Origin of the sequence: Lysinibacillus canaveralius (assembly GCF_047301505.1) — a bacterium.
In the GTDB taxonomy this organism is placed as follows: domain Bacteria; phylum Bacillota; class Bacilli; order Bacillales_A; family Planococcaceae; genus Lysinibacillus_B.
Map to the genome: position 1 here is coordinate 737,798 of NZ_CP154840.1, position 24,371 is coordinate 762,168.

General features: G+C 33.8%; 35 protein-coding genes and 5 pseudogenes. All 40 read left to right on the forward strand.

Going from position 1 to position 24,371, the window contains the following annotated elements; all coding sequences use genetic code 11:
* Positions 1-4 precede the first annotated feature (4 nt).
* The 40 genes and pseudogenes from cdiI (AA0Y26_RS03530) to AA0Y26_RS03725 all read left to right on the forward strand — a co-directional run bounded on the left by cdiI (AA0Y26_RS03530) (position 5) and on the right by AA0Y26_RS03725 (position 24,370).
* Positions 5-361, forward strand: coding sequence for a ribonuclease toxin immunity protein CdiI (gene cdiI / locus AA0Y26_RS03530; protein ID WP_413365178.1), 357 nt, complete (start codon positions 5-7; stop codon positions 359-361).
* Positions 362-661: 300 nt separating this feature from the next.
* Entirely contained in the window at positions 662-964 is a 303-nt protein-coding gene (locus tag AA0Y26_RS03535; RefSeq protein ID WP_413365179.1) for a hypothetical protein, read from the forward strand.
* An 18-nt stretch (positions 965-982) separates the two neighbouring features.
* Positions 983-1,528: a SecY-interacting protein Syd gene (locus AA0Y26_RS03540; RefSeq protein WP_413365180.1), complete on the forward strand. Its 546-nt coding sequence runs from the start codon at positions 983-985 to the stop codon at positions 1,526-1,528.
* Between the two features lie 565 nt (positions 1,529-2,093).
* Complete coding sequence (locus AA0Y26_RS03545; RefSeq protein ID WP_413365181.1) at positions 2,094-2,648, forward strand: SUKH-4 family immunity protein; 555 nt, start codon at positions 2,094-2,096, stop codon at positions 2,646-2,648.
* Positions 2,649-3,107: 459 nt separating this feature from the next.
* The gene (locus AA0Y26_RS03550) at positions 3,108-3,878 is read left to right on the forward strand and encodes a hypothetical protein (protein ID WP_413365183.1); all 771 of its coding nucleotides are present in this window, start codon (positions 3,108-3,110) and stop codon (positions 3,876-3,878) included.
* Between the two features lie 257 nt (positions 3,879-4,135).
* Positions 4,136-4,441, forward strand: coding sequence for a hypothetical protein (locus AA0Y26_RS03555; RefSeq protein WP_413365185.1), 306 nt, complete (start codon positions 4,136-4,138; stop codon positions 4,439-4,441).
* A gap of 103 nt (positions 4,442-4,544) precedes the next feature.
* Positions 4,545-5,686: pseudogene (locus AA0Y26_RS03560) on the forward strand (IS3 family transposase).
* Between the two features lie 36 nt (positions 5,687-5,722).
* Positions 5,723-5,848 (forward strand): deaminase domain-containing protein, encoded by a 126-nt coding sequence (locus tag AA0Y26_RS03565; RefSeq protein ID WP_413365187.1) that lies wholly within the window; start codon positions 5,723-5,725, stop codon positions 5,846-5,848.
* A gap of 20 nt (positions 5,849-5,868) precedes the next feature.
* The gene (locus AA0Y26_RS03570; protein ID WP_413365188.1) at positions 5,869-6,273 is read left to right on the forward strand and encodes a hypothetical protein; all 405 of its coding nucleotides are present in this window, start codon (positions 5,869-5,871) and stop codon (positions 6,271-6,273) included.
* Between the two features lie 196 nt (positions 6,274-6,469).
* On the forward strand, positions 6,470-6,841 hold the full coding sequence (locus AA0Y26_RS03575; protein WP_413365190.1) for an Imm3 family immunity protein: 372 nt from the start codon (positions 6,470-6,472) through the stop codon (positions 6,839-6,841).
* A 526-nt stretch (positions 6,842-7,367) separates the two neighbouring features.
* Positions 7,368-7,712, forward strand: a complete 345-nt coding sequence (locus AA0Y26_RS03580; protein WP_413365192.1) for a hypothetical protein — start codon at positions 7,368-7,370, stop codon at positions 7,710-7,712.
* Positions 7,713-8,147: 435 nt separating this feature from the next.
* On the forward strand, positions 8,148-8,489 hold the full coding sequence (locus tag AA0Y26_RS03585; protein ID WP_413365194.1) for a hypothetical protein: 342 nt from the start codon (positions 8,148-8,150) through the stop codon (positions 8,487-8,489).
* A gap of 253 nt (positions 8,490-8,742) precedes the next feature.
* A complete protein-coding gene (locus AA0Y26_RS03590) occupies positions 8,743-8,964 on the forward strand; it encodes a hypothetical protein (RefSeq protein ID WP_413365196.1) in 222 nt (73 codons plus the stop codon).
* Positions 8,965-9,205: 241 nt separating this feature from the next.
* Positions 9,206-9,673 carry a DUF6985 domain-containing protein gene (locus tag AA0Y26_RS03595; RefSeq protein ID WP_413365198.1) on the forward strand — a complete coding sequence of 156 codons (468 nt, stop codon included), beginning with the start codon at positions 9,206-9,208 and terminating at the stop codon, positions 9,671-9,673.
* Between the two features lie 608 nt (positions 9,674-10,281).
* Positions 10,282-10,584 (forward strand): hypothetical protein, encoded by a 303-nt coding sequence (locus tag AA0Y26_RS03600; RefSeq protein ID WP_413365200.1) that lies wholly within the window; start codon positions 10,282-10,284, stop codon positions 10,582-10,584.
* Entirely contained in the window at positions 10,574-10,732 is a 159-nt protein-coding gene (locus AA0Y26_RS03605; protein WP_413365201.1) for a hypothetical protein, read from the forward strand. Before AA0Y26_RS03600 ends, AA0Y26_RS03605 begins: the two co-directional genes overlap by 11 nt.
* Before the next feature lie 78 nt (positions 10,733-10,810).
* Positions 10,811-11,167 carry a ribonuclease toxin immunity protein CdiI gene (cdiI, locus tag AA0Y26_RS03610; RefSeq protein ID WP_413365203.1) on the forward strand — a complete coding sequence of 119 codons (357 nt, stop codon included), beginning with the start codon at positions 10,811-10,813 and terminating at the stop codon, positions 11,165-11,167.
* A gap of 193 nt (positions 11,168-11,360) precedes the next feature.
* Positions 11,361-11,573: a hypothetical protein gene (locus tag AA0Y26_RS03615; RefSeq protein ID WP_413365204.1), complete on the forward strand. Its 213-nt coding sequence runs from the start codon at positions 11,361-11,363 to the stop codon at positions 11,571-11,573.
* Positions 11,574-11,609: 36 nt separating this feature from the next.
* Positions 11,610-11,879, forward strand: a complete 270-nt coding sequence (locus AA0Y26_RS03620) for a hypothetical protein (RefSeq protein WP_413365206.1) — start codon at positions 11,610-11,612, stop codon at positions 11,877-11,879.
* Between the two features lie 332 nt (positions 11,880-12,211).
* Entirely contained in the window at positions 12,212-12,595 is a 384-nt protein-coding gene (cdiI, locus tag AA0Y26_RS03625) for a ribonuclease toxin immunity protein CdiI (protein ID WP_413365208.1), read from the forward strand.
* Positions 12,596-12,871: 276 nt separating this feature from the next.
* The gene (locus AA0Y26_RS03630) at positions 12,872-13,039 is read left to right on the forward strand and encodes a hypothetical protein (protein WP_413365210.1); all 168 of its coding nucleotides are present in this window, start codon (positions 12,872-12,874) and stop codon (positions 13,037-13,039) included.
* 64 nt (positions 13,040-13,103) lie between these two features.
* Entirely contained in the window at positions 13,104-13,481 is a 378-nt protein-coding gene (locus AA0Y26_RS03635) for a hypothetical protein (RefSeq protein ID WP_413365212.1), read from the forward strand.
* Between the two features lie 592 nt (positions 13,482-14,073).
* Positions 14,074-14,550: a DUF6985 domain-containing protein gene (locus tag AA0Y26_RS03640; RefSeq protein WP_413365214.1), complete on the forward strand. Its 477-nt coding sequence runs from the start codon at positions 14,074-14,076 to the stop codon at positions 14,548-14,550.
* Between the two features lie 21 nt (positions 14,551-14,571).
* A pseudogene (gene cdiI, locus AA0Y26_RS03645) lies at positions 14,572-14,736 on the forward strand (ribonuclease toxin immunity protein CdiI); the annotation flags it as partial.
* A gap of 113 nt (positions 14,737-14,849) precedes the next feature.
* Positions 14,850-15,317 (forward strand): DUF2004 domain-containing protein, encoded by a 468-nt coding sequence (locus AA0Y26_RS03650; RefSeq protein ID WP_413365216.1) that lies wholly within the window; start codon positions 14,850-14,852, stop codon positions 15,315-15,317.
* Between the two features lie 148 nt (positions 15,318-15,465).
* Positions 15,466-16,019 (forward strand): annotated as a pseudogene (locus AA0Y26_RS03655) (SUKH-4 family immunity protein).
* Positions 16,020-16,080: 61 nt separating this feature from the next.
* Positions 16,081-16,239, forward strand: a pseudogene (gene cdiI / locus AA0Y26_RS03660) (ribonuclease toxin immunity protein CdiI); the annotation flags it as partial.
* Between the two features lie 107 nt (positions 16,240-16,346).
* Positions 16,347-16,823: pseudogene (locus tag AA0Y26_RS03665) on the forward strand (SMI1/KNR4 family protein).
* A 283-nt stretch (positions 16,824-17,106) separates the two neighbouring features.
* On the forward strand, positions 17,107-17,610 hold the full coding sequence (locus AA0Y26_RS03670; protein WP_052124899.1) for an Imm6 family immunity protein: 504 nt from the start codon (positions 17,107-17,109) through the stop codon (positions 17,608-17,610).
* Positions 17,611-17,878: 268 nt separating this feature from the next.
* Positions 17,879-18,415: a SecY-interacting protein Syd gene (locus AA0Y26_RS03675; protein WP_413365218.1), complete on the forward strand. Its 537-nt coding sequence runs from the start codon at positions 17,879-17,881 to the stop codon at positions 18,413-18,415.
* Between the two features lie 179 nt (positions 18,416-18,594).
* Complete coding sequence (locus tag AA0Y26_RS03680) at positions 18,595-18,852, forward strand: hypothetical protein (protein ID WP_413365220.1); 258 nt, start codon at positions 18,595-18,597, stop codon at positions 18,850-18,852.
* A gap of 517 nt (positions 18,853-19,369) precedes the next feature.
* Positions 19,370-19,711, forward strand: coding sequence for a hypothetical protein (locus tag AA0Y26_RS03685; RefSeq protein WP_413365221.1), 342 nt, complete (start codon positions 19,370-19,372; stop codon positions 19,709-19,711).
* Positions 19,712-19,760: 49 nt separating this feature from the next.
* On the forward strand, positions 19,761-20,402 hold the full coding sequence (locus AA0Y26_RS03690) for a hypothetical protein (protein ID WP_413365223.1): 642 nt from the start codon (positions 19,761-19,763) through the stop codon (positions 20,400-20,402).
* A gap of 194 nt (positions 20,403-20,596) precedes the next feature.
* Positions 20,597-20,959: an Imm3 family immunity protein gene (locus AA0Y26_RS03695; protein ID WP_413365225.1), complete on the forward strand. Its 363-nt coding sequence runs from the start codon at positions 20,597-20,599 to the stop codon at positions 20,957-20,959.
* A gap of 31 nt (positions 20,960-20,990) precedes the next feature.
* Positions 20,991-21,452 (forward strand): SUKH-3 domain-containing protein, encoded by a 462-nt coding sequence (locus AA0Y26_RS03700; RefSeq protein ID WP_413365226.1) that lies wholly within the window; start codon positions 20,991-20,993, stop codon positions 21,450-21,452.
* A gap of 295 nt (positions 21,453-21,747) precedes the next feature.
* A complete protein-coding gene (locus tag AA0Y26_RS03705) occupies positions 21,748-22,113 on the forward strand; it encodes a hypothetical protein (protein ID WP_413365228.1) in 366 nt (121 codons plus the stop codon).
* Positions 22,114-22,218: 105 nt separating this feature from the next.
* Complete coding sequence (locus tag AA0Y26_RS03710) at positions 22,219-22,773, forward strand: SUKH-4 family immunity protein (RefSeq protein WP_413368031.1); 555 nt, start codon at positions 22,219-22,221, stop codon at positions 22,771-22,773.
* 154 nt (positions 22,774-22,927) lie between these two features.
* Positions 22,928-23,440 carry an Imm6 family immunity protein gene (locus AA0Y26_RS03715; RefSeq protein WP_413365229.1) on the forward strand — a complete coding sequence of 171 codons (513 nt, stop codon included), beginning with the start codon at positions 22,928-22,930 and terminating at the stop codon, positions 23,438-23,440.
* A gap of 38 nt (positions 23,441-23,478) precedes the next feature.
* Positions 23,479-23,970, forward strand: a complete 492-nt coding sequence (locus AA0Y26_RS03720) for an SMI1/KNR4 family protein (protein WP_413365231.1) — start codon at positions 23,479-23,481, stop codon at positions 23,968-23,970.
* A gap of 265 nt (positions 23,971-24,235) precedes the next feature.
* Positions 24,236-24,370, forward strand: coding sequence for a hypothetical protein (locus AA0Y26_RS03725; protein ID WP_413365233.1), 135 nt, complete (start codon positions 24,236-24,238; stop codon positions 24,368-24,370).
* Position 24,371 lies beyond the last annotated feature (1 nt).

Genomic DNA, 24,371 nt, shown 5'->3' on the forward strand with positions numbered 1-24,371 from the left:
TCATATGTCAAATGAAAGTAAGCTAATGGAACTTTATTATTTTGCTATTGGAGACGGGAATTTTCTTAAAGCGTTGAATAGGTATTGTAATAGACAAGGGTTTGGTAATGAACATATTTGGTGTTTATTTGCAGGTGAACTAGAGGAGTGGGAGGAAGGCTACTTTGGAAAGGAAGGGGTTTGCTATTTTTTTGATTACCCTGCTGTAGAGGAAGACCAAACTATAGTATTGGATTACCCTACATTCTATAATTATTTAAAAGAGGCAAGTGCAAAGTATTTATTAAATCATCCAAATGATAAAAATGAAGTTGAAGAGCGATTAGAGAAAATCAAAGAAATGTTACACATATTGAAATAGTTTTATATCAAAGGTTTTCAAATTTCTGGTTTGCTCGTTAAAGATTACAGTAAAAAATGGAGGTTTTCTACCTTTGCTTGCGTGTTTTCATTTTTCTTCCCAAAGGAGAAGGTGGAGAAACAGAAAATTCAACTAAAATTCACGCGACGGTAGCGAAGAGAAATACATCATTTTGAAACCTTGAAAGGCATTGATGCTTTTCAAGGTTTCTTTCTGTGAGGGGCTACCTAGTGCGGGATAAAACACTTGTTACTTAGTAAGTAGAGATACCCCTTGTAATTCTAGGGTTTGCTGGCAAGCATGTTTGATGATCCGTATAAATTACATCCTGAATATTTTAGTGATGCTAATATTAAGAATCTTAACAATGGTTGGTCTATTGTTAACGATGCTACTTTTAGGGGAAATTTCCCTCAATATGATATTGTAGGGTTAAAAGGAAAGCCCTTAGTTCATCATCATATTGGAGGTGGAGGGCAGGCAATGGCTATTCCACAACCATTACAACCAGGGAGCGGGGGAATCCATAATATCGAGAAACAAGTAGGTATATGGGGGAAAGATCAGGAAAATGCTGAACGTCTTCAAGTATTTATTAGGTAATATAGCAGGAGGGTTAATATGGAAATAAAAAATGCGTTAAAACACTATTTTGATGAACTTATAAATGTATGGAGGACGAAATATGGCACATATCCTAAAGCACCATGGGATGAAGATATTGATTCTCGATTGTACTTAAGTGACCCTGATGAAGAGGAATATGTATATTGGAAACCTATTGAAAAAACAGATATAGAGAATTTTGCAGAAATTGAAAAAAAACTTAGTATGAAACTTCATCATAACATTAAAGAATACTTTAACTCTTATTGGTTCTTGAACTTACAAGGATTTTATAGATCAAGGTTAGTTAATCTTGAACCTGTAGAACCAGGTAAATCTATATTATGCTTTTTTCAGGGGATGCAACAATATGAAGAGAATAACGGAAGGAAGCTTAGATATATACAAATAGGATTCATCTCTCCAGAAGATATGGCAATTCTTTTTGATAATGAAACAGGAGAAATACTAGTAGAGGATTTTGAAACTGAGGAGAACGAATTACTTGCTAATTCACTTGCTGAGTTGATAATTAGTTTAGTAGCTGAATTGAAAGCTTAAGTTGTATTACTATCCTTTATTTATCAATTCTTCTGGGTCAGTAAAATGTAACTACATGTATAGGAATTGGAATTTATATTAATTAGCCAAAGATAGCGGGTGAAATTTAATATTTTAAACGGCTTGCCTTCTAATTTACAGAGGATTCAAGCCGTTTTATTTTGTTCTACAATAGTATGTGGATTTGAGGAATATGTAGAAGAGGGGAACTAAGTGTTGCCCAAGTTTCAGCAAAAATATTAGAAAAAGAGTAAATGTTAATTCCATACACCATAACTCTCTACTACATATCTTTGGCATTGGAAAGCTTGAAATTTAATGAAATTGATGATTTTATTTACTTCGAGGGTAGTGAATATTTTAGATAATGCTAAATTTGAAGAAATAATAGATAAAAAAGACGTTCAACAATTGCTGTAAGATATCCAATTATGTAAAAAGCTCTTACTGAAAATCATTATACGATCATAGCAACTACAAATTTTACTAAAACAAGGGTAGAATACATCTCGGACCTACTTAACATCCAATCAAAGTGAATTATTAAGCAGCGGAGGCGTAAAATATGATTTCACCAGAGGGATTTTTAAACAAATGGAATAGTGACACATATGGTTTGGTTAATTATGAGGAATCTGTTATTAATTCTTTCTCTTTAAATAATCAAACTAAGGATTTTTTAATTAAAGCAGGGTTACCTGAATCTGCTCCGCCCTTTCTAACATTTGAATCTTCAACCAATGGAGGGGCAATAAGATTGACTGAAAAACACAATAGTTTAGGGGAATTATACGATCGCTTTATATATTTAGGATATACAGGCAGTGGAAATCCAATGTGTATTAATGAATGTAACTCTCAGATTGTATATATTGATTATGATAATGAAAATAAAAGCGTATTAATAAATTCTTCAATAGCAACTTTGGTAGAGTCACTACTTATCTATGTAGAATTTGTTAAAAAGATTAAAGCTGAAAACGGGAGAAGGGCTTATATTCAAAAGGATGCCCCTAAAGAGCTATTAGATTGGCTTTCCATGAGTCTTTATCAAATTGACGCTGTTTCTTTAATTCAAGATAGTTTTTGGGAAGAAGAACTTATTAGCTTTAGTGAATAAAATATATAATAAATAATATTAAGGGTCTTCTATTTGCTAAGAGGAGACAAAGTATTGTAAGAACTGAGAAAATGATGTCTGTTAGAGAGAAATCTTTAGCAGACTTTTCCTTTATTCAAATTCCCTCTTTATATAGTTATTTTATAGAATTGGAATGTCAATAATAAACTGGACAAAAATTATAGGGGATGTTGCTTGAATTCCTCATGTGTTAAATAGCCCAGTGTTCCATAGACTCGCATATTATGGAACAGTTTTACGATTGAAATAGTTGATAAATAGGCATACGCCTATCCAGTACTTTATAAATTAAGTGAAGCAAGTTTGTCAGAGAGTAATCTTTGGCAGGCTTTTTCTTTTATTCAAATTTCCTCGTTATATAATCATTTTATAGAATAGAGATTATATCATCAGCTTTTTCGAAGAAGCCAGCAGGCCATCGCGGATATTTTTACAGGCTTGTTCGACCTATTAAAAAACCTGTTCACAGATCCTGTCGGCTTCTTTGGCGGTCTTGCGACAGCGATCATGAACCCGATCGATACCGCAAAACAGATGTGGGGAGCGGTAGAGGCGGCATGGGAACGTGATGTTGTGAACGGCGACGCCCGCAGCCGTGCGGAGTTCTTCTCTTATGCAGTCGTCTCAGTAGTCGGCCTAAAAGGAGTCGACAAGCTAGGCAAGGCAGGGAAAGTCGGCAAGGCCGCTTCCAAGGCCGATAACACGCTTCCGTACAATGCCATGAAGACCGATAAGCTGAAGGAAACCCTCAAGACAAATGTCTATGCCACGGTCCAGCAGAAAACCCAGCAGGCAGCGGATTTCTGGAAAAGCAACTTCAGTAAAGAAGCGATCAATAAGACCATTGAGGCCGTGAAAAATTCAGCGATTATTACAAAAGCTAAGAATACCCTTGATCCAGCCAATATCAAGGCGGCCGCTGCTAAAACGTATGATGACGTGGTGAAGACACCGATTGCGAAAACGCAGGCGGCATTGAAGGCAAAGAAGGAACAACTGCTTGACATGCCTTTACATAATTTTGGATTAGCCCCTATTCCTCTTGGTCCCACAACGAACATGACCGTGCGGGAAGGAATAGAAGCCGCGAAGGACACGGTGATGCAGGCTGTTGGGAAGCGAGATGGTGGAGGGGAACGAACTAAGGGTATTGTTAAACCTGTTTCAAATATGAATGAGTTTTTTGATATGGAATTTGGAAAAAAATAAGTAATTCCTTATCAAAATCAAAAGTAAAGTACGATGGACAATCAATTTATAAGGTGGAAAAGAAAACTGATAACCAATATCTGAAAAAGGGTTATGGAGTTTATCTTGACGCATTACACAAAGACCATTTAGAAGTAATAGATAAGACGGGAAATGTGAAATACTATTGAATTTAGATGGTACTTTAAACCCTGACAAGACTAAGAAAGCACTTGGACGAGTAGTTAAGGGGTGGAAATAATAGTGGAGGAATTTATATGGATAAAAAGTTAGAAGGAATACTGGACATACTAGATAAACTTAATTCAAGTATTAATATTGTAAATAAAGAAGATTTAGATGAACAGTACGAGAACCTTGAGGATTTTAGGGTGTTAACTAGAGATTTAGATATTATATTAAACAATTTTGGTTCATTGGATAAGAACGATGGTGATGAAATAGAGAAAATGTTATTTGAACTTCATAGAATTCTAACGACGTTTGAATGGCATTTCTCAGAAATCAGTGATTTAAACACAACAATTTTAAAAGTTTTTAAAGACAAAATCAATAACCTCTAGTAATGAAAAGCTGCACTGACCTAAATAAATGAGACAATTTAAAAACACCTTACGTTGAAAACGGGTATTGAATACCAGAAAATCAATGTGGAGGTGTTTTTTTATGGGTAAAAGAGTAAGTTATCCGGCTGAAGTTAAAATGAAAGCAATCGAAATGAGACTAGCAGGCATTTCGGTTAAACAGGTAATGCAGGAATTGAATATCAAAAATAAAACACAATTAATGACTTGGATGAAATGGTACAAAAACGGAGAAATGCATCGTTTCCATCAACCAGTAGGTAAGCAATATACCTTTGGTAAAGGGCCGGAATATGATTCAGAAGAAGCGCGACTACAAGTTGAGAACCGCTATTTGAAACAACAGATTGAAGTATTAAAAAAGTACGCCGAATTCGAGAGGAAGTGGTTGGGAAAATCATTGTAGAATTAGTAGATGAATTGAAGGAAATCATGCCGATTCAAACAGTGTGCGTGCATTTAGGTGTAGCCCGTTCCTCCTATTACCGCTGGAGAAAAGAGGCACAGTGCCTTTCCAAGAAGAATGAACGTGACCAAGCAATTGGGAAGGTGTGCGCCGAGCATAAATTCCGATATGGCTATCGTAAAATCGCAGCACTATTCCCAGGAATCAGTGAAAAAACAGTCCAACGCATCATGCAAAAATACGGTTGGTCTTGCCGGGTAAAAGTAAAAAAGAGAAAGCGAACAGGGCAGCCAACGCATGTGGCTGAAAATCAATTAGCACGCGCCTTTGGCGCATCGAAGTCATGTCAGAAACTCGTGACAGATATTACGTACTTGCCTTTTGGTCAATCTATGATGTATCTTTCAAGCATAATGGATCTTTATAATGGTGAAATCATTGCCTATACGATTGGTTCTGCCCAAGATATTACCCTTGTATTAGATACACTTCATCAGCTAGATAACTTGTGAAAAGATTGTTTATTGCATAGTGATCAAGGATCTGTCTATACATCCTATGCCTATCAGAAAGCCGTAAAAGAAAAAGGAATTACCATAAGCATGTCCCATAAGGGCACGCCCGCTGATAATTCCCCGATCGAAACGTTTCACTCCTCGCTAAAGTCAGAAACGTTCTATCTCGACGACATTTACAGTACGACAAATGCGCACGTAAAACAAATCGTCGAAACCTATATTACCTATTATAACAATATCCGGATTCAAACGAAATTAAACAACCAGTCGCCGGTAAAATACCGTCAACTGGCAGATTAATAAGGTGTTTTCTTACTGTCTCAAAAACGACACTCAGTGCCGATTAATCTTTTCTCAGAGTTAAATACTTTTCAAAGTTGTACAATTGTTATATTAGAATTTAGAGAAAAATATCCTAATATACAGTTGAATGTCTTTACAAATGATACAGTAATTCCATAAGGATTAAGGGGGAATGTGCTATGAATAATAATGTTGATTATGAAAGTATCAAAGATTCTGTTGTATACAGTTTTGAAGAATATATTGAAGAGGATGGATTTACAGCACCACAATCTGCAGCAAAAGTATTTGAAGAAGATTGGAGAGATTTAAATTATGATACTTTTACAAGGACTGCATATTATATTTGTGTTGCAATTGAGTGTTTTAAACTTAAGGAAATACCAGATTTTATATACGAAAATTTAGAATTCTATATTAATGGTGATGGATATAAAAATGAGGCTAATGAAAAAGAGATAGAATTATTATCACAAGATATAAATAACTGTATACAATTAATGGAAAATGGAGATTATAAGGTTATTAAATCAAGCTTTGGCGCTAAATCAAGAATCGAATATATTCTTAGTTTGAAGCCGTAGTTAAACCATAGTAATTATTTAGGTATTACACTTGAAGTCATTTATAAACATTATCAAGTACTTGAACCTTGATTGGCCAATTGCCACTCAAGGTTTTTTGTGATGATTAAAATAATATGACTTTAGGATATAACTCATAGTAGCATAATAACGGAAACAGGATAAATCCCTAGATTTAAAAAGGAGGATATGATATATGGAGGATTGGAAATACAATGAATTGTTTGAGAGTGTTAACGAGATGTATGGGAACTTATTGAATGAGAAAAAAGGATATAAATATGCTGTTGCAAGAACGTTTTATGAATTTGAAACTGTATGCAATGAAGGTGAAACAGAAAATTTATTAGTTCACTTAGCTATGGGAGAAATTATATTAAAACATTCTAAAGTTTTTGTAGGGGCAGTTGATGCTATTAAAAAAGAGATTGGAAACATAAACATAGAATATTTAGAAGAGGAATTGTCAACTGAAGAAATAAAGGATCTCTTGAAAAGAATAAATAATGTTAGTAATAGAATTAATGAAGTAGTGCTAGATTATGATCCTAGCACTGATAATTATTAATGATGAATATAACTTAGTGCTAAATCTGTTCTTGATAAAAAATAGAGATTGAGCATCTGTAACCTTTATAGCGTAGGCCTCCCATCTAAATTGATGTTATGAAGGGAGATGTTTCATAAAGTGAGGAAAGTAAGCTTGCTGAAGAATAATCCCTGGCAGGATTTTTTTCATTAAAATTCCCCTGTTATATAATTATTTTATAGAATAGAGCTCCAAGTTGTTAGGAATGTAATCAACAATATTTTTGAAAGGCTGCCAAGGCAACTGCGGATATCTTACCAACCTCTCAGGTCTTGACAGTTTAAATGAAGAGTCTTATTTCACCATCATAATGGATGAGGAAGGTAGGTAATATATTTAAATTAAATAATGCTAGACCAATTCAAGATGTTCTAACATACTTAAATAGATGAGCTAGTACTCCTCATAAAATAGATTTACTAGAGAAGCTATTAATAAGACGCTTGAGGCAGTGAAGAATTCAGAAGCTATTACAAAGGCTACCACCACCATAGGAGGAAGATGAATGGATAAAGTATTAGATGCCAATGATTTAATTAGCCTGGAACACTCACTAGTGGAAAATTTAATTAATGCATATTATGTTGTCGGGGCATTTAAAGACGCTGCAAGATGTTTGAGTAATAAGATTGGTTTTGGAATAGATTTTGGTGGATTTACTTTTTGGAGTGACTTAGATAAATATGATAAGTCTCTTTATAAAGAAAAATTTGATGATATTGAAATTGAACTTGGGAATGAGTCAATAATCCTGAGTATAGTAGGAGAAAGGTATATTGAGAAGAATCCACAGTACGAGCAAGAAATTGAAATGTACTTAGACAATATGAGGAACAATATAGATGGGTAATAATTAGAAAAGCTTTCATATAGGAAGCTATAAATTATTGGTTGTTGTATTTTGAATAACACAAACAAAAAACAGCACTTGGGTTAGCGCGGATTCCCCTTTTCGAGACAGTGAGAAAACAACTTTTAAGTACCTAGTTGGGTAGCAATCAAAATGTTAAGCATAATTATTTTGTTAGGTATAAACTCAGTATTTTACTGTGCTCATGCCTTTTAATTTACCTTGATTCGTTTGTTATTATTATAGTATTGTACATACCTTTCAAGGTTAATCTATCTAGAGTTTTGATAAGAAATGCTTTCGAAATATTAGAAATATAATGTTCGATAAAAAATAATGAATGGTTCGTGAGAAGAGCTTCCATTTCAGTGCAAGAAGTAATCCAGAGATGGATGTTCTGGCAGATCTATATGCTATATATGGGGGCAGATAATTATGCAAGTGGAAAAAAGAAATGAACATACTGTTTGGTATAGTTATGGAGATTATTCTTTTAAAGCAAGTAAGCTTGATAGTGGAAAGATTGCTGTATGGGTTAATTACAAAGGTTACAATATAGTTTTCTCGCTAATTATATATGATTTTTTATATGATATGGAGGAATATAACAATTTCAATGTAATAATCAATAGTGACTGGAATGAACACCAAGGTTTTGAAGTAAATCAAGATGAGGTAGAATTATTAATTGGCGAAATTTTGTACTTTTGCACTGAAAATGACCCTGATAGTATGAATTTGATAAAAAGATATACTGATGAAGAATGGTATATATAATGTTTTTCACTAATTAGTGACAGGCTATTCATTAAAGAAAATCTGTAATTTGATATACTCCGTGATAGGTAGACAGATTAAAAAAATCTGTTTATTTAGTAGGGAGTTTTTCTGTTTAAAAAAAGAGGTTTACAACTGAAAGAAAATTATTAACGATCGCTTTTTAGAAGAAGGCCAACACCTCATAACCGAAGTCTGCCGGACATTTCTATTAGTAAAATTACTTTAAGTATTAGGCGTACTAAATAGCAGGATGGTGGCGTTGGAGCGCTCTCGCTCAAAAGGAAATAAATCTTATTTAGAAGAAAATAACCAAACGGTCGTTAAAGACTATCTATCAGGTAACTATAAGATGCTTGAAGCACTTTCGAATTATAGGATTAGTGATTTATTAGTCTTCAAAAAGTGGCTAAAACTCTATACTAGACACAATGAATTAGAAGATTCGGGTAAAGGAATGGACCGGTTAAAATAGTTTAGGATGCATTCAAAGTAGAGGATATTATTTATTTTAAAAATACGAGATATCTGAAGCTTTAAAAACAGCAAGTGATATGTATATCATACCCTATAACAACGAACGTTACTAAGAAAGAGGAAAAGACCTCGGCCCTCTAGAATCCAGGGCTCAAGCCGCATAGAGGATTTTTATTATTTCTACTGTCTAATTGACCGGGATCAGTTCATTTTTGAATAAATACTAAGGGGTTTTTAAAATGACAATAAACGATAAAATTTTTGGAGAACTGGATTACCAGTATAAATGGGTAGGATACAGAACTATAAAATTTTTAGGAAACAATACAGAGATAGCATTGTTAGTAGGAGGTACAGAAGACGGGAAATTTGATGAAGGGCAATATGCGGCCTATAATTCATTAATGGATAATTGGGGGAAATTTCAATATAGTATACTGCAACCAATCCTAGATTATTATAAAGAAAAACGGCATGAGCTTGGTTATGACATTTTAGTTAATGAAGACTATCCATTAATTGAAACAGTCGATCATTTAATAGAACATATAACACTAGTAGGTATTTCGGTTCCTTATGATTTCCTTCGCGACGGACGTGATATTGGAATCTCATTCGATTGTTCATGGGATGAGGAAAACGGTTTAGGAATTCGTCTTATAAATGAAAAGGTAGAAGAAGTAGGTTATCAAGATGTCGCTATTTAGAATAGGCTGTTAAAAAAGAGACTTATGTCTGTAAGAATAGGTTGGAGAATAATAGAATAGAAAAAAGTACGAACTCAGGAAAAAGTATTTTTATCTTAGACAAATATAAACATTTTGAGTGCATGTTAAACGAAAGAATCTCTATAAACCAAGGTGCTATATCCTAGTAGTATTACAGTATATCCATGGTGGCATACCATTATTTCAAAATTATGTTACTTAAAAAGAGATGAGCTAAAGTACTTATATACATTAATAAGAAGCCTTTTTATGTTCATAAATCGTAAACTTCTAAGGGTTATTCAAATATTAGGTACTTTATCTGATGGGTTTAGACGAAAAAGTTGTAACTGAAAAGAAGGAAGGCTGTCAGGGAATAATCCCTGGCAGCTTTTATCTTATGTAGTGCCATTTTAAGCACTCAATCAACCCATAGGCATTTCGTGAATTTTATATAGTTGGGGTATTAGAATACGGCAATGCAACATTAAGGCGTAACATTCTCAGGAGCGATGTTCGCTGCTGTGTATTCTTTTTCTCTTATACAGTAATCTCAGTAGTCGGTCTAAAAGGAGTCGACAAGCTCGGCAAAGCGGGGAAAGTCGGCAATGCTGCTTCCTAGGCCGATAAAGCGCTTCCGTACAATGCCATGTAAATTTAAAGATGGTTATGATACACATTTAATGTACCAGGAAATTAAGTCATCAAAAAAGAACGGTATTACAGGTGCACATAATTTAGATGAATGGAAAAATGCTGCTCCAAAAGTCTTGGAAGTACAAGTTAATGATCATCCATCTATAGATGGAATTAAACAGATTACGTATAAGATGTCTGCATATGATAGTAAATCAACTGAGCCAGTTGGTTGGAGAGAAAAGGAGTTTAGTAAAACTGTGTATGGATCCTAAGGTAATACCGAATGAACAAATGTTAGAATGGAAGCAAGAAGCTGACGAGGAAGCTCAGGAGGCAGGACGATTACAGACTCCATCTGGATTAATAGATAATAAGAATATTCCTATAGGAGGCATTCAAAAAATGGGCTTAAATTGTTAATTTATATTGATAATAAAGGTTTGATCCATAATTTTCATCCTGTTTTAAACGGGAATTTTGAGAGGGGAGAATAAACCTATGGGCAAGTCACGTACAGCACCTGACACAAATGATGAATATTATACCGCGAAATTTTATTTGTACTCTATACCTGATATAACATTCTTGAGAGTCTTAGAGAATATGTCGAAAGGTATTGGAACTAGCTTAGATTACCTACATTGTGAGTTTCCAGGAGATATTGAAGAAGAGGAAGGGCCATTTGAAGGAGTGCGATTTAGAGTATTGGATGACAATGGAATAGTGCTTGATGAAGAAGAATTTTATTATTTATTAAAGAATACTTGCAAGGAGTATTTAATGGATTTTCCACAAGATAGAGGGACCGTTCAACGTCTGTTGAACAAAGTAGCTTATAAGCTATCTTTAGAGTAAAAGGATATAGATGACACTCTTGTAAAAGGTGAACTAAAAATTGTAACTAGTAATCTAATTAAAAAACGGAAAACCTTCACCCAAGTATGTAATAGCAGAGGCGAAGTATAATACTGAGCAACTTTCCAATACAAAAGATGGTCCCCAAATGAGTGAAGATTGAATTTTAGGTAGTAAAACGTATGAGGACATAATGAAGGTGCAAGCTGTATTGAAGGAAATGGGAGAGCAAACAGCGAATTTTCTTGGATTAAATAATGGTCTGGTGCTGGTAGGAGCGTCAGGTTATTCTGGCTGGCTTATTGAGATGAAAAATACAAACCTAAACTCTCAGCGGTTTGATGGGAATGGACTGAGAGGACGGAAAAAGATACAACTAAAGTATTGGACCCAGACGAAGCAATAGATGTAGCGAGAATACTACTTGGGAAGGTGTACGGGAATGATTAACTCTAAAATAAATATTATTTATGAGGACTTTGATAAAGACAGCATCATTCTTTTTTTCGAAAAAGACGGGTTAAATATGTGTTTTACTTTTGGATTATATGAGTTTGAAAATGAGATGGAGTATTGGGATATACCAACTAAATTAAAAAAATATAATGGTAAAATGGGATTTGTTTTTGATAAAAATATTAATAGAACTGATTTGGAAATGGAAATAGCTCGTTTTATAAAACATAATGATTTAGGTAAACTAGATTTTTAAGATATTTTCAAGATATAAATAATTATTTAAGTGTAAGTATGTTTTAGGCATGAGTTCAGTATATTACTATACTCATGCTTTTTAAGTTACCCGCATTTGTTGATTACTATTTGTAAAAAATGAAAGCTAATTGAGTAAATGAGAGATACTATGTTATATCCATCTAAACAATTAGATTTGGATAGATAAGTTGCAGTTTTGGAAAGTTTAAGTTAAGCAGTTGTCGATTTATTAATTTCTTTTTCCATTATATAAGAAGTTAAATAAAGCAGTGCTATCCTGTTGGGAATGGGTAGAAAAAACGATTCTACTATTAGAAGGAGGGGATTAGTATGAACGGATATGAAGAATTTATTGAGATAATGAAACAAAATGCTTTGAATAAAGCTGCAGTTATTGATGTTTTAAATATATATGTAAACGGACGTAACTTTCAACAGCACTTAGAAGATTTTAAAAATAAAGAGGGTGAGCGTCGGGAATATAATGGGGTAATTTATTCAGATGAATATGAACAAGATGATGAGGAGTATTTTGGACAAAATAAAGTATTATTTTATTCTGGAGACGGTGAAGATGACCATGATATCGTAAATTATGAGGAATTGTACAAGTATTTAAGTACTGCATGTGAATTTTATATAGGAAAAAATCCTGAAAAGAAAGAGGTTATTGAAAAGTTATTGTTGAAAGTTAAAGATAAATTTGATGTTTAATAAGTAAAAGCACATCAGGATAAAGGCAGCACTGATTCAATAAAAGAAACAATCTACAAACACCTTACATAGAAAAATAGGCATTTAAATCAAGAAGCTAATATGGAGGTGTTTTTCTATATTAGGGGGTTGGGGCTATCATAAAACTATAGATAATTATGTGAAAAGGACCTAAATTACTTCCAATTGATTGTATAAGGACAAAGATCAAAACAGCATTAAAAAAACCTTCCATCAACAAGATGAATATAATAGGTTGGCAAAAGATATAAAGCATTGGCAGATAAATTTTCAAATAAGGAAAATAAACTAAGTGAATATGAAAATGAAAAAGTAATAGATATTTTTGAAATATTTGGTTATAAAGCACGTTATATGAAGAAAGAAAAGTTTTTTATTGTTGGGGAAGTGAAGAATAAGGATATATACTTTTCGATTCCATAATTAATTGGAATTTATTCTCTTAAGTCACTATTACCGAATTTTTAGAGTAGAGAGGAGTTTCAAGATGAGTGTTTCCATTTATTACACAGCGAAACGCAAACAAAAACTTACCGAAGCTGAACAAGAGGTAATTAATCAATTAATGGAACGGTACTCCGTTGATGAGGAAATAGAAGAGTACGTAAAGACTGGAGAAGGTCATAATTGGACAAGTTTTTATGTTTATGACCCAGAGAGTCCAACAGCACCCGATGTAATTTTTGAAGGGGCAACTGAATTACCTGATAATAGTGAAGAAGCAATGTTTGATGGAGTGGATCATTGGGCTTCATTGTTAACGGATATTCGAAATGTCATAGAAGCCGCTGAATGGCATGTACATGCTGATGATCATGATCTTATGTGGGACGAGAAAAATTCAGAATATGACATAACAAAATAGGATGATTGTTAATGCATTTAGTTACTCGCACTTATAGTCGGGAAGTGAATTATAGAAGCACTTTTTAATAATAATGTAACTAAAAACCTTGATCAGGTTAGCACTGACTGTTGTTTTGAATCAGTAATGAAAAATGTTTTAAGTAACTAGTCATGCAGTAATCTAAAAAGTGAAGCAACATTAATTTGTTAGGCATGAGTTCAGTATTTTACTGTACTCATGCCTTTTAAGTTACCTTATTACGTTTATTATATATCTTTCAATGCTAATCTATTTTGCTTTTTGGGAAGGCAGGATATTGAGATATATTATTAAATAAGGAAAAACAAATTGTAGTATATTTCAGGTGTAGCATAAAACCGCTTGCAATAAAAAATACAGTACAAGTAGTCATTACTTTACTGTGTATACCACGGCAGGGGAAAATATAGCAGGAAGAGGATTTCTGCAAAAGTAAATCTGGTAAAGAAGCCATTAATGAGAATATCCGAAAAAGATATGAAATCAGTGAGAATTAGAATTTGTGGAACATTTATTCATACTTGCGGACTGGGAGAAAATAAAGTGAAAGAAAAATCAGGAGATGAATGATATGCCGATTAATCATGATGTATTTGGTGAAATTTCGTATGATTTATATTGGCGTGGGGAACAAAAAATAAAGTTTTTTGGCCAAGAGAAAACGATTGTTTTAAGCATTGATGGAAATGAAGAAGGGGAGTTTCATGAAATTCAAAAAGATGCGTATAAAAAATTTTTTCATAACATGAACGATATAATGAAAAAAGTTGAAGATGCACTTTTTGATTATTATCAGAAAGTTTTCATGGATTATAGAGCGATATTTGATAAAAAAGAGGTAGATAGGCTGGTACCAATTATTAATGATAAGAGGGAGCTGGCTAAATTGGTGAGTCCGACGCAATTGATTATTAGAAGGGTTCGAAAGAATGGTTTAAGAAGAGTAGGAATGCTATTTGATTGTACTTGGGAAGCTGAGCATGGAGTCGGAGTTAAGGTTGAGGATGAGGAAATAATTGAAGTAGGGTTTCAGGATATTGTCTTATAACTATATTATGAAGAGAGTTTTAATGGTATTGAAATTGAACTCGGGAATGAGTCAAAAATTATTAGTTATGAACTCCTCTATCATTACTTTAAAATAGCAGGAGAAAAGTATATTGAAAAGAATCCACAGCATGAGCAAGAAATTGAAAAGTACTTAGACAATATGTGGGAAAATATAGATGTGTAATGAATAGACAAGCTTTCACATAGGGACCTGTAAATTATTGGATGTTGTATATTGAACAACACAAACAAAAACAGCACTTGGGTTTGCCAATAAATAAAAAGGAGTATCTGAAAATGATAATAAATGATGCGGTTTTTGGTGAGCTTGAATATAGTTATGGATGGGTTAGGTACACCACCATAGAATTTTGTGGAAAAGAAGCTGAAATAGCATTGATGGTTAAAGGTGAAGAAGACGGAAAGTTTGATGAAGAACAATATATTGCTTATAAATCACTAATGCAAAATTGGGAACAGTTACAGCAAGGTTTTTTACAAGCAATATTAGACTATTACAAACAAGAGCGTCAAGAACTAGGATATGATATTGAAGTTAATGAAAATTATCCGCAAATTGAATCAACTGATCAATTACTTGAGATGATAAATTTAGTTGGAATTGTTGTTCCATATGGTGATATTTATGAAGAGCGAGATATTGGGATAACCTTTGATTGTACATGGGATATAGAAAATGGACTAGGGATTCGTTTATTAAACGAACGAGTAGCTGAAGTAGGTTACCAGGATGTGGCTATTTAAAATAGAATAGTAAAAGAAGTACGAGCTTAATGGATTGATTTATATGATATAGATTTTGAACATGGATTTTGATTTATAGAGGTACTTGATTATAAAATTATGGTAATCCAAAAAGTTAGACATGAGCTAAGCAGTGGAGGCGTAAAATATGATTTCACCAGAGGAATCTTTAAACAAATGGAATAGTGACACCTATGGTTTGGTTAATTATGAGGAATCTGTTATTAACTCATTCTCCTTAGATAATCAAACTAAGGATTTTTTAATTAAAACAGGGTTACCTGAATCTGCTCCGCCCTTTCTAACATTTGAATCTTCAACCAATGGAGGGGCAATAAGATTGGCTGAAAAAACAATAGTTTAGGGGAATTATACGATCGCTTTATATATTTAGGATATACAGGCAGTGGAAATCCAGTGTGTATTAATGAATGCAATTCTCAGATTGTATATATTGATTATGATAATGAAAATAAAAGCGTATTAATAAATTCTTCAATAGCAACGTTCGCAGAGTCTCTACTTGTCTATGTAGAATTCATTAAAAAGATTAAAGCTGAAAACGAGAGAAGGGCTTATATTCAAAAGAATGCCACTGGAGAGCTGTTAGATTGGATTTTCGCGAGTCTTTATCAAATTGACGCTGCTTCTTTAATTCAAGGTAGTTTTTGGGAAGAAGAACTTATTAACTTTAGTAAATAAAATACTATTAAATATCAAAGGTCCTCTACTTGTTGAGAGGAAACAATGATCAGATACATATGTTCCAAGTGATGAAGGATATTTTTGGGGAAACAACATTTTATTTTATTGCTCCATAGCAAAAGACGACTTTGAAGACATTGTTACGGATGAAGAATTGTGTAGCTATCTAGAAGTAGATGTGAATTTTATATTGCTAAGTACCCTGAACAAAAAATGAAGTCGAGTGCTACTTATCCAAGATTAAAGCAAAATATAATGTGAAATAGGCACACCCATCCTGATATTCTTACCAATAGGGAGAAAGATTAAAAGTAAAATATGTTTATGAAAATAAAAAAAGAATCAGTAATTTATCCGTTACCATCTGATAGTTTAATTTTAAGGAAAGAAGAATTTTGGAGAGTTCTACTACCGATAGATTATAAGAGTTTTATAAAAGTTAATAATGGTGGTTCCCCAGAAAAGAAGTCTTTTGTGTGTAATAACCGTAGCTATATGATTGTCAGGTTTTTATGTATTCTTGAAGCCGCAGAAAACATTGAAATAGGTATGTTTGATATTGATGTAACATGAACTCAGCTGGATGAGAGACTCACGGATGATGGAGATTTACTGGGAGCAGCTTTATTACCAATCGCTGTATTATCCGCAGGTGATTTTTTATGTTTAGATTTTAGAGAATCAAGAAATAACCCTAAAGTTTGTGTGTGGGACCATGAGAACTCTGCTGAACTCGAACCAGTAAGTTATCATATTGCAGATACCTTCGAGGAATTTATAGGAATGCTTCATTCTAAGTGATAATGTTAGAAAATTAATAGATAAAACAATAAATGAATTAGATGGAACCTTTGATAAACCATATTCAGGTTTAGAATAGCAGTATCTATTTAAATTTGGCACTGACTGTCGTTTTTGGGATAGTAAGAAACACGCAACCAATTGTGCAACAATCGAAATGTTAAGTATAATTATCTTTTTAGGCATGAGTTCAGTATTTAATGTGCTCATGCCTTTAAATTTATCCTGATTTTTTATTATTATTTTGAGAAGTGGAAAATTAGTTGAGTAAATGAGGGATAGTATGTTAGATACATTTGAACAATTAGAATTAGATAAACAAGTTGCGTTTTTGTTAGGGTTAAGTGAAACAGTTGTTGATTTGTTAATTTCCTCTCCAGCATATAAGGAGATAACGAAAGCAATGGCAATCTGTTGGGAATGGCTAGAAAATAAGCGGTATTCAGGAGATGAAATATACTCCCTGTTAGACGATGGGACGGAATTTACAGGGCTTTTTATGCAAATGCAAGAGGAGAATGACTCTTTAAAAGAATTCGTTTGGGATTGCATTGTAGATGCAGTATCTTTTACTAATTGGAGAGCTTATCAATTTGATAAGGAAGAGTATTTACCTGCCCCGATTGAAAATGTAGATGAAAGCATATTGCAGCAGTTTCTAGAGAGCTTTTACGAAATAAAATCAATAAACACGGCAGTAGCTAAAGCGTTCATTAATTATTTAAAGGATCCTACAACGCTGCTAAACAAAGATGATATTATGCACTTTTTAAAAGGGTTGTTATGAGATAAATTTTAATGTAATACTTGTCGCAATATAAAGATCTCAAAAACATCCCAAAACAATAAAATCTAAGCTTGAATGGTGAATACATAGCTGATTTGTTCAGAGCTGGACTATAATTTATTTACTATATTTGTGTTGCGATTGAATTCTTTAAACTAAAAGAGATTCTGCAGACAGAAGTTGTGAAGGGCTAAAAATGACGAGCTCTGATATGACAGTAATTCTAAAAAGATATTAAGCATATCAAAGATAAGGAATGAGTCAGAAAATGAAGCAAGCATTCAATATCTATTTCGGGAAGCTTCTGGATAAATGGAGAGAATATAATAATTCTTTACCCCAAATTTCTTTTAATGAAGAAGTGGACGAATTTATGTATGAAAGTAAAGAAGATGAATATGGGTATGTTTTCTGGAAACCCAAAGAGAAAAGGGAATTATTTAATTTCGATGAAGTTGAAAGTCAATGTAATGTTCAATTGCACAATTCAATAAAACAATATTTTAATTCATACTGGTTTTTAGAATTAACCGGATATTTTTCTTCATACCATATTAATTTGCACCCTGTTACCCCAGGAGTTGAACCGGATTATTTTATTTCAATCTTAAAAGATTATGTAGAATCTCAACATGATATCTTAAAGTATATTCCAATCGGTTTTGAATCAAATGGAATGTTAATAGTTTTAGACAATAATACAGGTGAAATTTTTATTGAGGATTTCGAATTAAATGAGTATAAGCCGTTATCGAAGAGTTTAGATCAACTTATCCAGGGATTAGGTTTTAAGGAACAAATGTAAAAGAATAAGTAAATAGGATAAAGATTATTTGAGGAAGCAATAAAAGAGGGGCTTGAATCCTCAAGGATGGATCAATCATTAAAAGCCCTATGAAAAGCGGTGATGTGCTGAATATTTTATGGAGATTAAAGCATAAGTAAGCGTTTAGTTGGGAACAAGTTCAGAAAGAAGGATACGAGATGATAAGGTTACGAAATTACTCGAAATTAGGATCCTTTATTTTAATTGGCAATAATCATTATACAATCGTTGAAGGTATGGAGAAAAATAAAGAAAGGAATGGAGTAGGAGGGGTAAGCGACAATGGCGAAGTAGTTGGTATTTATGTAAAGGATGAAAAGTTATATTTTTTTATAAAGGGATTTCCTATTTATCTAACCCGGATAATTAAATATGTACGAATGAGTATATTGCTGCAAAAAGGTGTTTTCGTGTAACAATCGAGGAACAGGAAATTTGCAGGATTGTCTATGAACCGTTTATTGATCCTGGCATCATATATTATGATGCAGACCCTGAAGAAGTCGATGTTTTGTTATATTTAAGTAATAATGCTCTAAAGAATAAGGAAACATTACAAAGCTTTATAGAAGGCATGAAATTAATTAACGAACGTGGATAAATAAAAGTTTAGGTACCGGATATTATATTGATGAGATAAGAATGTATTTTATAAACGGGGTAAAGCAGGTCTGTCACAGAATAATCTCTGGCAGGCTTTTTTCTTGTTTAAATGCTCCAACTGTCCAGTGGGATGGAATTTCTGAAGACCTCCTCGCAAGTGTCGGGAGAACAGTAATTAGGAAACTGCAGCAAGGTTTTGATAATATTCATAATATAGAAAGCACTCAGCCTGCCTTGATTAATTATTTGAAAGGTATGGTACGCAAGGAAGTGGTTATATCTCGGTAAGAGAAGTAATCCGGGGATGATAATGTATGGGGGTAATTCATTATGCGGGTAGAAAAAAGAAACGAACAGACTGTTTGGTATAGTTATGGAGAGTATTCTTTTAAAGCTAGCAGGCTAGATAGCGGGAATATTGTTGTTTGGGTTAATTATAAAGGCTGCAATATAGCTTTCCCAATGATTATATGCGAGTTTTTAGATAATATGGGAGAATATAATAATTTTAATGTGATAATCAATAGTGACTGGAATGAACATAGGGGCTTTGAAGTAAATCAAGATGAGGTAGAATTATTAATTGGTGAAATCCTGCATTTTTGCACTGAAAATGATTCAGGTAGTATGGATTTGATAGAAAAATATACTGATGAAGAATGGTATACATGATACTTTTTAAAATTGATAATAGGTTATTGAAAAGAAAGGGGACGTATAAATGAAGAAACTAATAAAGGTATTTTATTGTAATGTTGCTTTATTATTGCTTGTTCTATTCCTGGTTGGATGTACGGATGATACGAAGGAGTCTTCAACCGCTGAAAATGCAGGAGATAAGTCTGCTTCTCAATCGGAAAAGGAGATAGATGGGACGGATTCTCCATCTGAATCGACAGGATTAAGTTCTAATAATGACTCTCCCGATGCAAAGGGTTCTATTTCAGATTCATTCGAAGAAACAACTGAAAAGAAAGAGAACTCATTATCTACATATTCTTCTCAGGAAATCGAGTACGCCCGCATTTGGTTGCAGCTTGGACCGAACCAGGATATAGATGAACTAATTGTGCATCATATTTCAGCGGGTACACCACTTAATCCGAGTGATACTACTAGCGGCAGCTATCCGGAAGATGTAATCCAGTTATCAGGCTCCCGCTTAGTGGATGGTTCAATAACTTACAGCGGGAATGGTGATGGCACAATTAATGTATACAATGTTCCTTTACGGTGGGACGGGAATTATCCTGCAGGTGAAACGTTCTATAAAGAAATTATCCAAAATACAAAGCAGGTGTACATTATTCCAAGTACTGGTGAGAAGGTCATAAAGCTGATCAATAAACTAAATAGCAACTAAACAATATCTGCTCAACTGAATTTCCCGGAAAATAAAATGCCCTAAAGAATAGGAAGCGAAATTCGAAGAGTGATGACTTCGTATATTTACACAGTCTATTTTAATAATCTTTATTCACTGCTTGGATATTAGGGCATTTGTTTATTATTTTATAGTTATTAGAAAGAATCATTTATATATATAAGGAGAGACCTATGAGAGATTGGGAGTATAACGAATTATTTGATGTAATTCAGGAAACATATGAAGAGTTTTTAGAGACAGGCAGAGGATATAGGTACGCTATAGCAAGGCTGGCGGATGAGTTTGATAGGTTAGGGAAGATAGAGGATGTCATTGCCGATACCGCTATCGGAGAAATTGCAATAACGCATGAAAAAGTTTTTATCGGGTGCATCGAAGGCATCACAAGGAGATTAAGCATGTTTAATCCCCGGGAAGCAGAAGGGGAATTAACAGAAGAGGAGATAAAGGACTTATCAAGACGGATCACTAAAGTAATAGAAGGGCTGAAAAAAGTAGAAGTAGATTATAACCCTTCAGCAGAACTGCAATAAAAGAATTGGAGTGAGAAGGAAAGGAATGATTATGAAGAAAAGAGAAACTGCCGAAACTTTATCAAAGAGAAATGAAACTGAGGATAAAGCTTTAGAAATTTTAAGAACTTCCGGATGGTATGAAGGAAGAAGTATTGATACTAGTGAAATGAAAGAGAATTTAAAACAGCTAGGCTACATGGTTTTTCCACAGGCAGAAAACTTTTTAAAAGAGTTTGGGGACTTGGTGATAGAAGATACTATAAATGATGAAATTCATCGTACTAACGTAAAATTCACTGACTATTATGCAAACGGAGCGTTTATAACAGAAGAGAAGTTTGCCAAAGAAAAGTTAATTCCCGTTGGAAAGATTGATAGCGAATACTTGATATTATTGGTTTCAGAAAGTGGCAAGATATACTGCAATACAGGTAAATTGGGGAACAATGCAATCGAAGCTTGGGGAAATTTAATTAGTGGAGCTGGAGCACAGCTATGGGGGTTTCAGTAAATAATGGAGAGTACCTCTTTACAGAGACAAATAACTTAATCAATCTGATTATATTAGCAAGAGTTAGAATGGTAATCTTCCTGAACTAGAAAGCAAGAGTCTTGACTGTTAATAAGATGATTTATTCTCAGTTGTCTTGAAAATCGTAAGAAAATTAACTTGAAGATGTGGTTTGTTAGAACTTATAGAAAAAGCTAAAGGAGACCGGCCGCCCCATTAGTGTTATGTTTAATGAAAACGATGGACAGACTTTTAAACGGCTAATTTTATTAGTGACTGCATGATTAATAAATATATGAGACTTGGAATTATGAAGAATGATATGGAAAATGTGACGACAGATTTGGAAAACATATTAAATGTAAAGGTTGAAGAGCATGAAAGCAGTTATTGGGGAGAATATAAGATACTGAACCTTACTGAAACAGGGAGGATTAAAATCACCTATAATTATATAGATGACGATTGGCAGGAAAAGGAATTTAAAGAGTATCCATTGTTACTGGAACTAAACCGATTGAATGATCCAGAAAAAAAAATGAAAATACTTTGTGAGAACTTTGATTATATTAAACCTTTATATCTTGAAGAAGTGGAAACAAAGGTATGTACTAAAAAGTTTTATTTTCAAAATGGCCGATTCATTCTAATAGATGAATAGTAATTTTGTAGAAGCTTTAAGATGTGTGTATTGTAAAAAAGTAGCTAAATAGAATAATGAAAGAATAAATAGGTAAGAAATGTTTTTTAATAGGAAGGTGAAACAATCATGTTACCTGAGGAGTTTCGTAAAAGATGGGATGCTGACAAGAATGGGCCGTTAATTAAAATTGATAAAGAAAGTTTGAACAGCGCTCCCTTTTCAGAAGAAGTGAAGGGCTTTTTGTCTATAGGCGGCTTGCCTGAAACACCGGCTCCATACTTTGAATTCACTTCTATGTCTTCCTTCTTGAAACCGATCATCCATGTTTTTAATATGCCTGGAGAGTTTGGGAAGTACTATTTTCTAGGGACGACTGGTTCTGGCAATCCGATATGTATAATTGAACAACAAGATTATATAGTGTACCTCGACAATGGGAATAACTTTCAAGAAGTATTTATAAATTCTTCAATCAAACAATTTGCACACTGCTTGCTTGTATATGCGCAAATGATTGACAAGGTAATCGAGAAAAATGGGGAAGATGCTTTTATAGATTTGGATATTCCGGCATCCATAATTGATTGGTTAAGGGGAGAGTTTGAGCGTATTGATTCTAAATGTTTGGAAAACGGAAATTTCTGGTGCGATGAAGTAGAGAGTTTATACGGATCATGATAAACGCTCTACTATATTTTCTTGAACAGTGCAGTGGAAGCTGGCTTTCTTACCGCAGAGCAGATTGGCAGCATGAAAATTGCTCTTCATCATTTGCTGGCAGCGGGGAATGCAAAGGTAATATAGATTGATATATGAGTTTGGGAGCAGGAAGGTGGTTACTATAAACTTCAATAATTTTCCGGATGACAATAAAGTACTTTTTCTTCTTGGGCTTTCAGAAAAAGTATTGTCGGTATTTTCTCAAACGGAGGACCGGTCTGCTGCTCAATATGTAATAGAGCAATGTTGGGAGTGGTTAGAAGAGAAAGACAACAGAGGCGGGACTCTATATGATTTATTGGATAATGAAGAGAACGGTATAACTATCATCCAGGAGATGGCAGCCGATGAAGTAGAGGCGACTGCGTGGAACTGCATTATTGACGCAGCTGCTTATACAAGCCGAAAAGCTTTCGATAGAGAGGGTGCAATGTATTATCCGGAACCAATTGCTTTAGTTGATGACACATTGGTAAATCATTTTATTGAATGTTTTAAAAGGATTATAGTGGATGCACCACTTTATATTCAGCAGATTGTCTCTATGTTAGATGAGTATCCAAATCCGAAGATGATAAGTGATAGGCGGAACAAAATTTTAACAGAGCTGCACATCCTGGATTGATTACCTTGCGGGAACTGAATGAAGGGAGCGGATATTAGGTGAGAAAAGACTTAGAGTGGGAATACGCGGACGCAGAAGTATCAAAAGCGAGGGTGAAGGAAATCGGAGCCCAATTAGGTTTTTATTTACCGCAGGATTATATAGAGTGTGTAAAAGTAAACGGGGGAGCTAGTGTATTACCGGAGGAATTTAATGTGGAAGGTGTAGAACGCTGCTTTGGAAGTTTATTCAGCTTTGATGAGCAAAGCAGTCAGTACATCGTTAAAAAGTATGAATTATACAATTCGTCGCTTCCGAGGGACATTTTACCGATTGCTACTGACCCGGCCGGGAACTTACTGTGTTTTGATTATAAAGATCAGCAGGAGAAACCAGTGGTAGTTTTTTTGGAACATGAAAATGCATTGGAGAAGGAAACGCTGATGTATAATGAAGGATTAACAGACGAGCAGGTCGAAGAGTGTGCAAGAGAAAACCTATTGTATGTAGCGGCCACATTTACGGCATTCCTTGACAAACTGCATGATTGAAACAAAAAATATGCAAAATACAAAAATATACATACTTCCAAGTACCTGATTGTCCATTGGCAACAGGTTTTTTCTTCTTAACGAAGAAATGTTATAAGGACGGAACGGCTATTTTAGAGGTAAAGAAATTGATCCCATTATCTGCTAAAAAAACTGGCATGCAGAAAGGGAATCAATCCATTTTGACCAGGATAATAAATTAAAATTATTAAATGAAAGATTTGTAAATAGTGAAACGGGAGAAGAGATAGAAGGGATTACGATTATGATTGACGGGCAATTCAAGCAAGTACTGGATATTCTGATGGCTAATAGCGGGGATTATTCAAAGTATTATGAGATTATACGTGATATTATTTTCAGCGGGACGTCACAGTTAATGGAATCCATGAAAAAGTGAG

Coding starts and splice junctions, on each gene's coding strand:
- AA0Y26_RS03690 (WP_413365223.1), top strand. CDS start 19,761: ATGAAGAAACTAATAAAGGTATTTTATTGTAATGTTGCTTTATTATTG.
- AA0Y26_RS03575 (WP_413365190.1), top strand. CDS start 6,470: ATGGAGGATTGGAAATACAATGAATTGTTTGAGAGTGTTAACGAGATG.
- AA0Y26_RS03615 (WP_413365204.1), top strand. CDS start 11,361: ATGAAGGTGCAAGCTGTATTGAAGGAAATGGGAGAGCAAACAGCGAAT.
- AA0Y26_RS03545 (WP_413365181.1), top strand. CDS start 2,094: ATGATTTCACCAGAGGGATTTTTAAACAAATGGAATAGTGACACATAT.
- AA0Y26_RS03640 (WP_413365214.1), top strand. CDS start 14,074: ATGCCGATTAATCATGATGTATTTGGTGAAATTTCGTATGATTTATAT.
- cdiI (WP_413365203.1), top strand. CDS start 10,811: ATGGGCAAGTCACGTACAGCACCTGACACAAATGATGAATATTATACC.
- AA0Y26_RS03695 (WP_413365225.1), top strand. CDS start 20,597: ATGAGAGATTGGGAGTATAACGAATTATTTGATGTAATTCAGGAAACA.
- AA0Y26_RS03570 (WP_413365188.1), top strand. CDS start 5,869: ATGAATAATAATGTTGATTATGAAAGTATCAAAGATTCTGTTGTATAC.
- AA0Y26_RS03600 (WP_413365200.1), top strand. CDS start 10,282: ATGCTGCTTCCTAGGCCGATAAAGCGCTTCCGTACAATGCCATGTAAA.
- AA0Y26_RS03670 (WP_052124899.1), top strand. CDS start 17,107: ATGTTAGATACATTTGAACAATTAGAATTAGATAAACAAGTTGCGTTT.
- AA0Y26_RS03555 (WP_413365185.1), top strand. CDS start 4,136: ATGGATAAAAAGTTAGAAGGAATACTGGACATACTAGATAAACTTAAT.
- AA0Y26_RS03650 (WP_413365216.1), top strand. CDS start 14,850: ATGATAATAAATGATGCGGTTTTTGGTGAGCTTGAATATAGTTATGGA.
- cdiI (WP_413365208.1), top strand. CDS start 12,212: ATGAACGGATATGAAGAATTTATTGAGATAATGAAACAAAATGCTTTG.
- AA0Y26_RS03535 (WP_413365179.1), top strand. CDS start 662: ATGTTTGATGATCCGTATAAATTACATCCTGAATATTTTAGTGATGCT.
- AA0Y26_RS03680 (WP_413365220.1), top strand. CDS start 18,595: ATGATAAGGTTACGAAATTACTCGAAATTAGGATCCTTTATTTTAATT.
- AA0Y26_RS03725 (WP_413365233.1), top strand. CDS start 24,236: ATGATTGACGGGCAATTCAAGCAAGTACTGGATATTCTGATGGCTAAT.
- AA0Y26_RS03605 (WP_413365201.1), top strand. CDS start 10,574: ATGGATCCTAAGGTAATACCGAATGAACAAATGTTAGAATGGAAGCAA.
- AA0Y26_RS03590 (WP_413365196.1), top strand. CDS start 8,743: ATGGTGGCGTTGGAGCGCTCTCGCTCAAAAGGAAATAAATCTTATTTA.
- AA0Y26_RS03700 (WP_413365226.1), top strand. CDS start 20,991: ATGAAGAAAAGAGAAACTGCCGAAACTTTATCAAAGAGAAATGAAACT.
- AA0Y26_RS03540 (WP_413365180.1), top strand. CDS start 983: ATGGAAATAAAAAATGCGTTAAAACACTATTTTGATGAACTTATAAAT.
- AA0Y26_RS03675 (WP_413365218.1), top strand. CDS start 17,879: ATGAAGCAAGCATTCAATATCTATTTCGGGAAGCTTCTGGATAAATGG.
- AA0Y26_RS03635 (WP_413365212.1), top strand. CDS start 13,104: ATGAGTGTTTCCATTTATTACACAGCGAAACGCAAACAAAAACTTACC.
- cdiI (WP_413365178.1), top strand. CDS start 5: ATGTCAAATGAAAGTAAGCTAATGGAACTTTATTATTTTGCTATTGGA.
- AA0Y26_RS03580 (WP_413365192.1), top strand. CDS start 7,368: ATGGATAAAGTATTAGATGCCAATGATTTAATTAGCCTGGAACACTCA.
- AA0Y26_RS03595 (WP_413365198.1), top strand. CDS start 9,206: ATGACAATAAACGATAAAATTTTTGGAGAACTGGATTACCAGTATAAA.
- AA0Y26_RS03685 (WP_413365221.1), top strand. CDS start 19,370: ATGCGGGTAGAAAAAAGAAACGAACAGACTGTTTGGTATAGTTATGGA.
- AA0Y26_RS03705 (WP_413365228.1), top strand. CDS start 21,748: ATGAGACTTGGAATTATGAAGAATGATATGGAAAATGTGACGACAGAT.
- AA0Y26_RS03585 (WP_413365194.1), top strand. CDS start 8,148: ATGCAAGTGGAAAAAAGAAATGAACATACTGTTTGGTATAGTTATGGA.
- AA0Y26_RS03620 (WP_413365206.1), top strand. CDS start 11,610: ATGATTAACTCTAAAATAAATATTATTTATGAGGACTTTGATAAAGAC.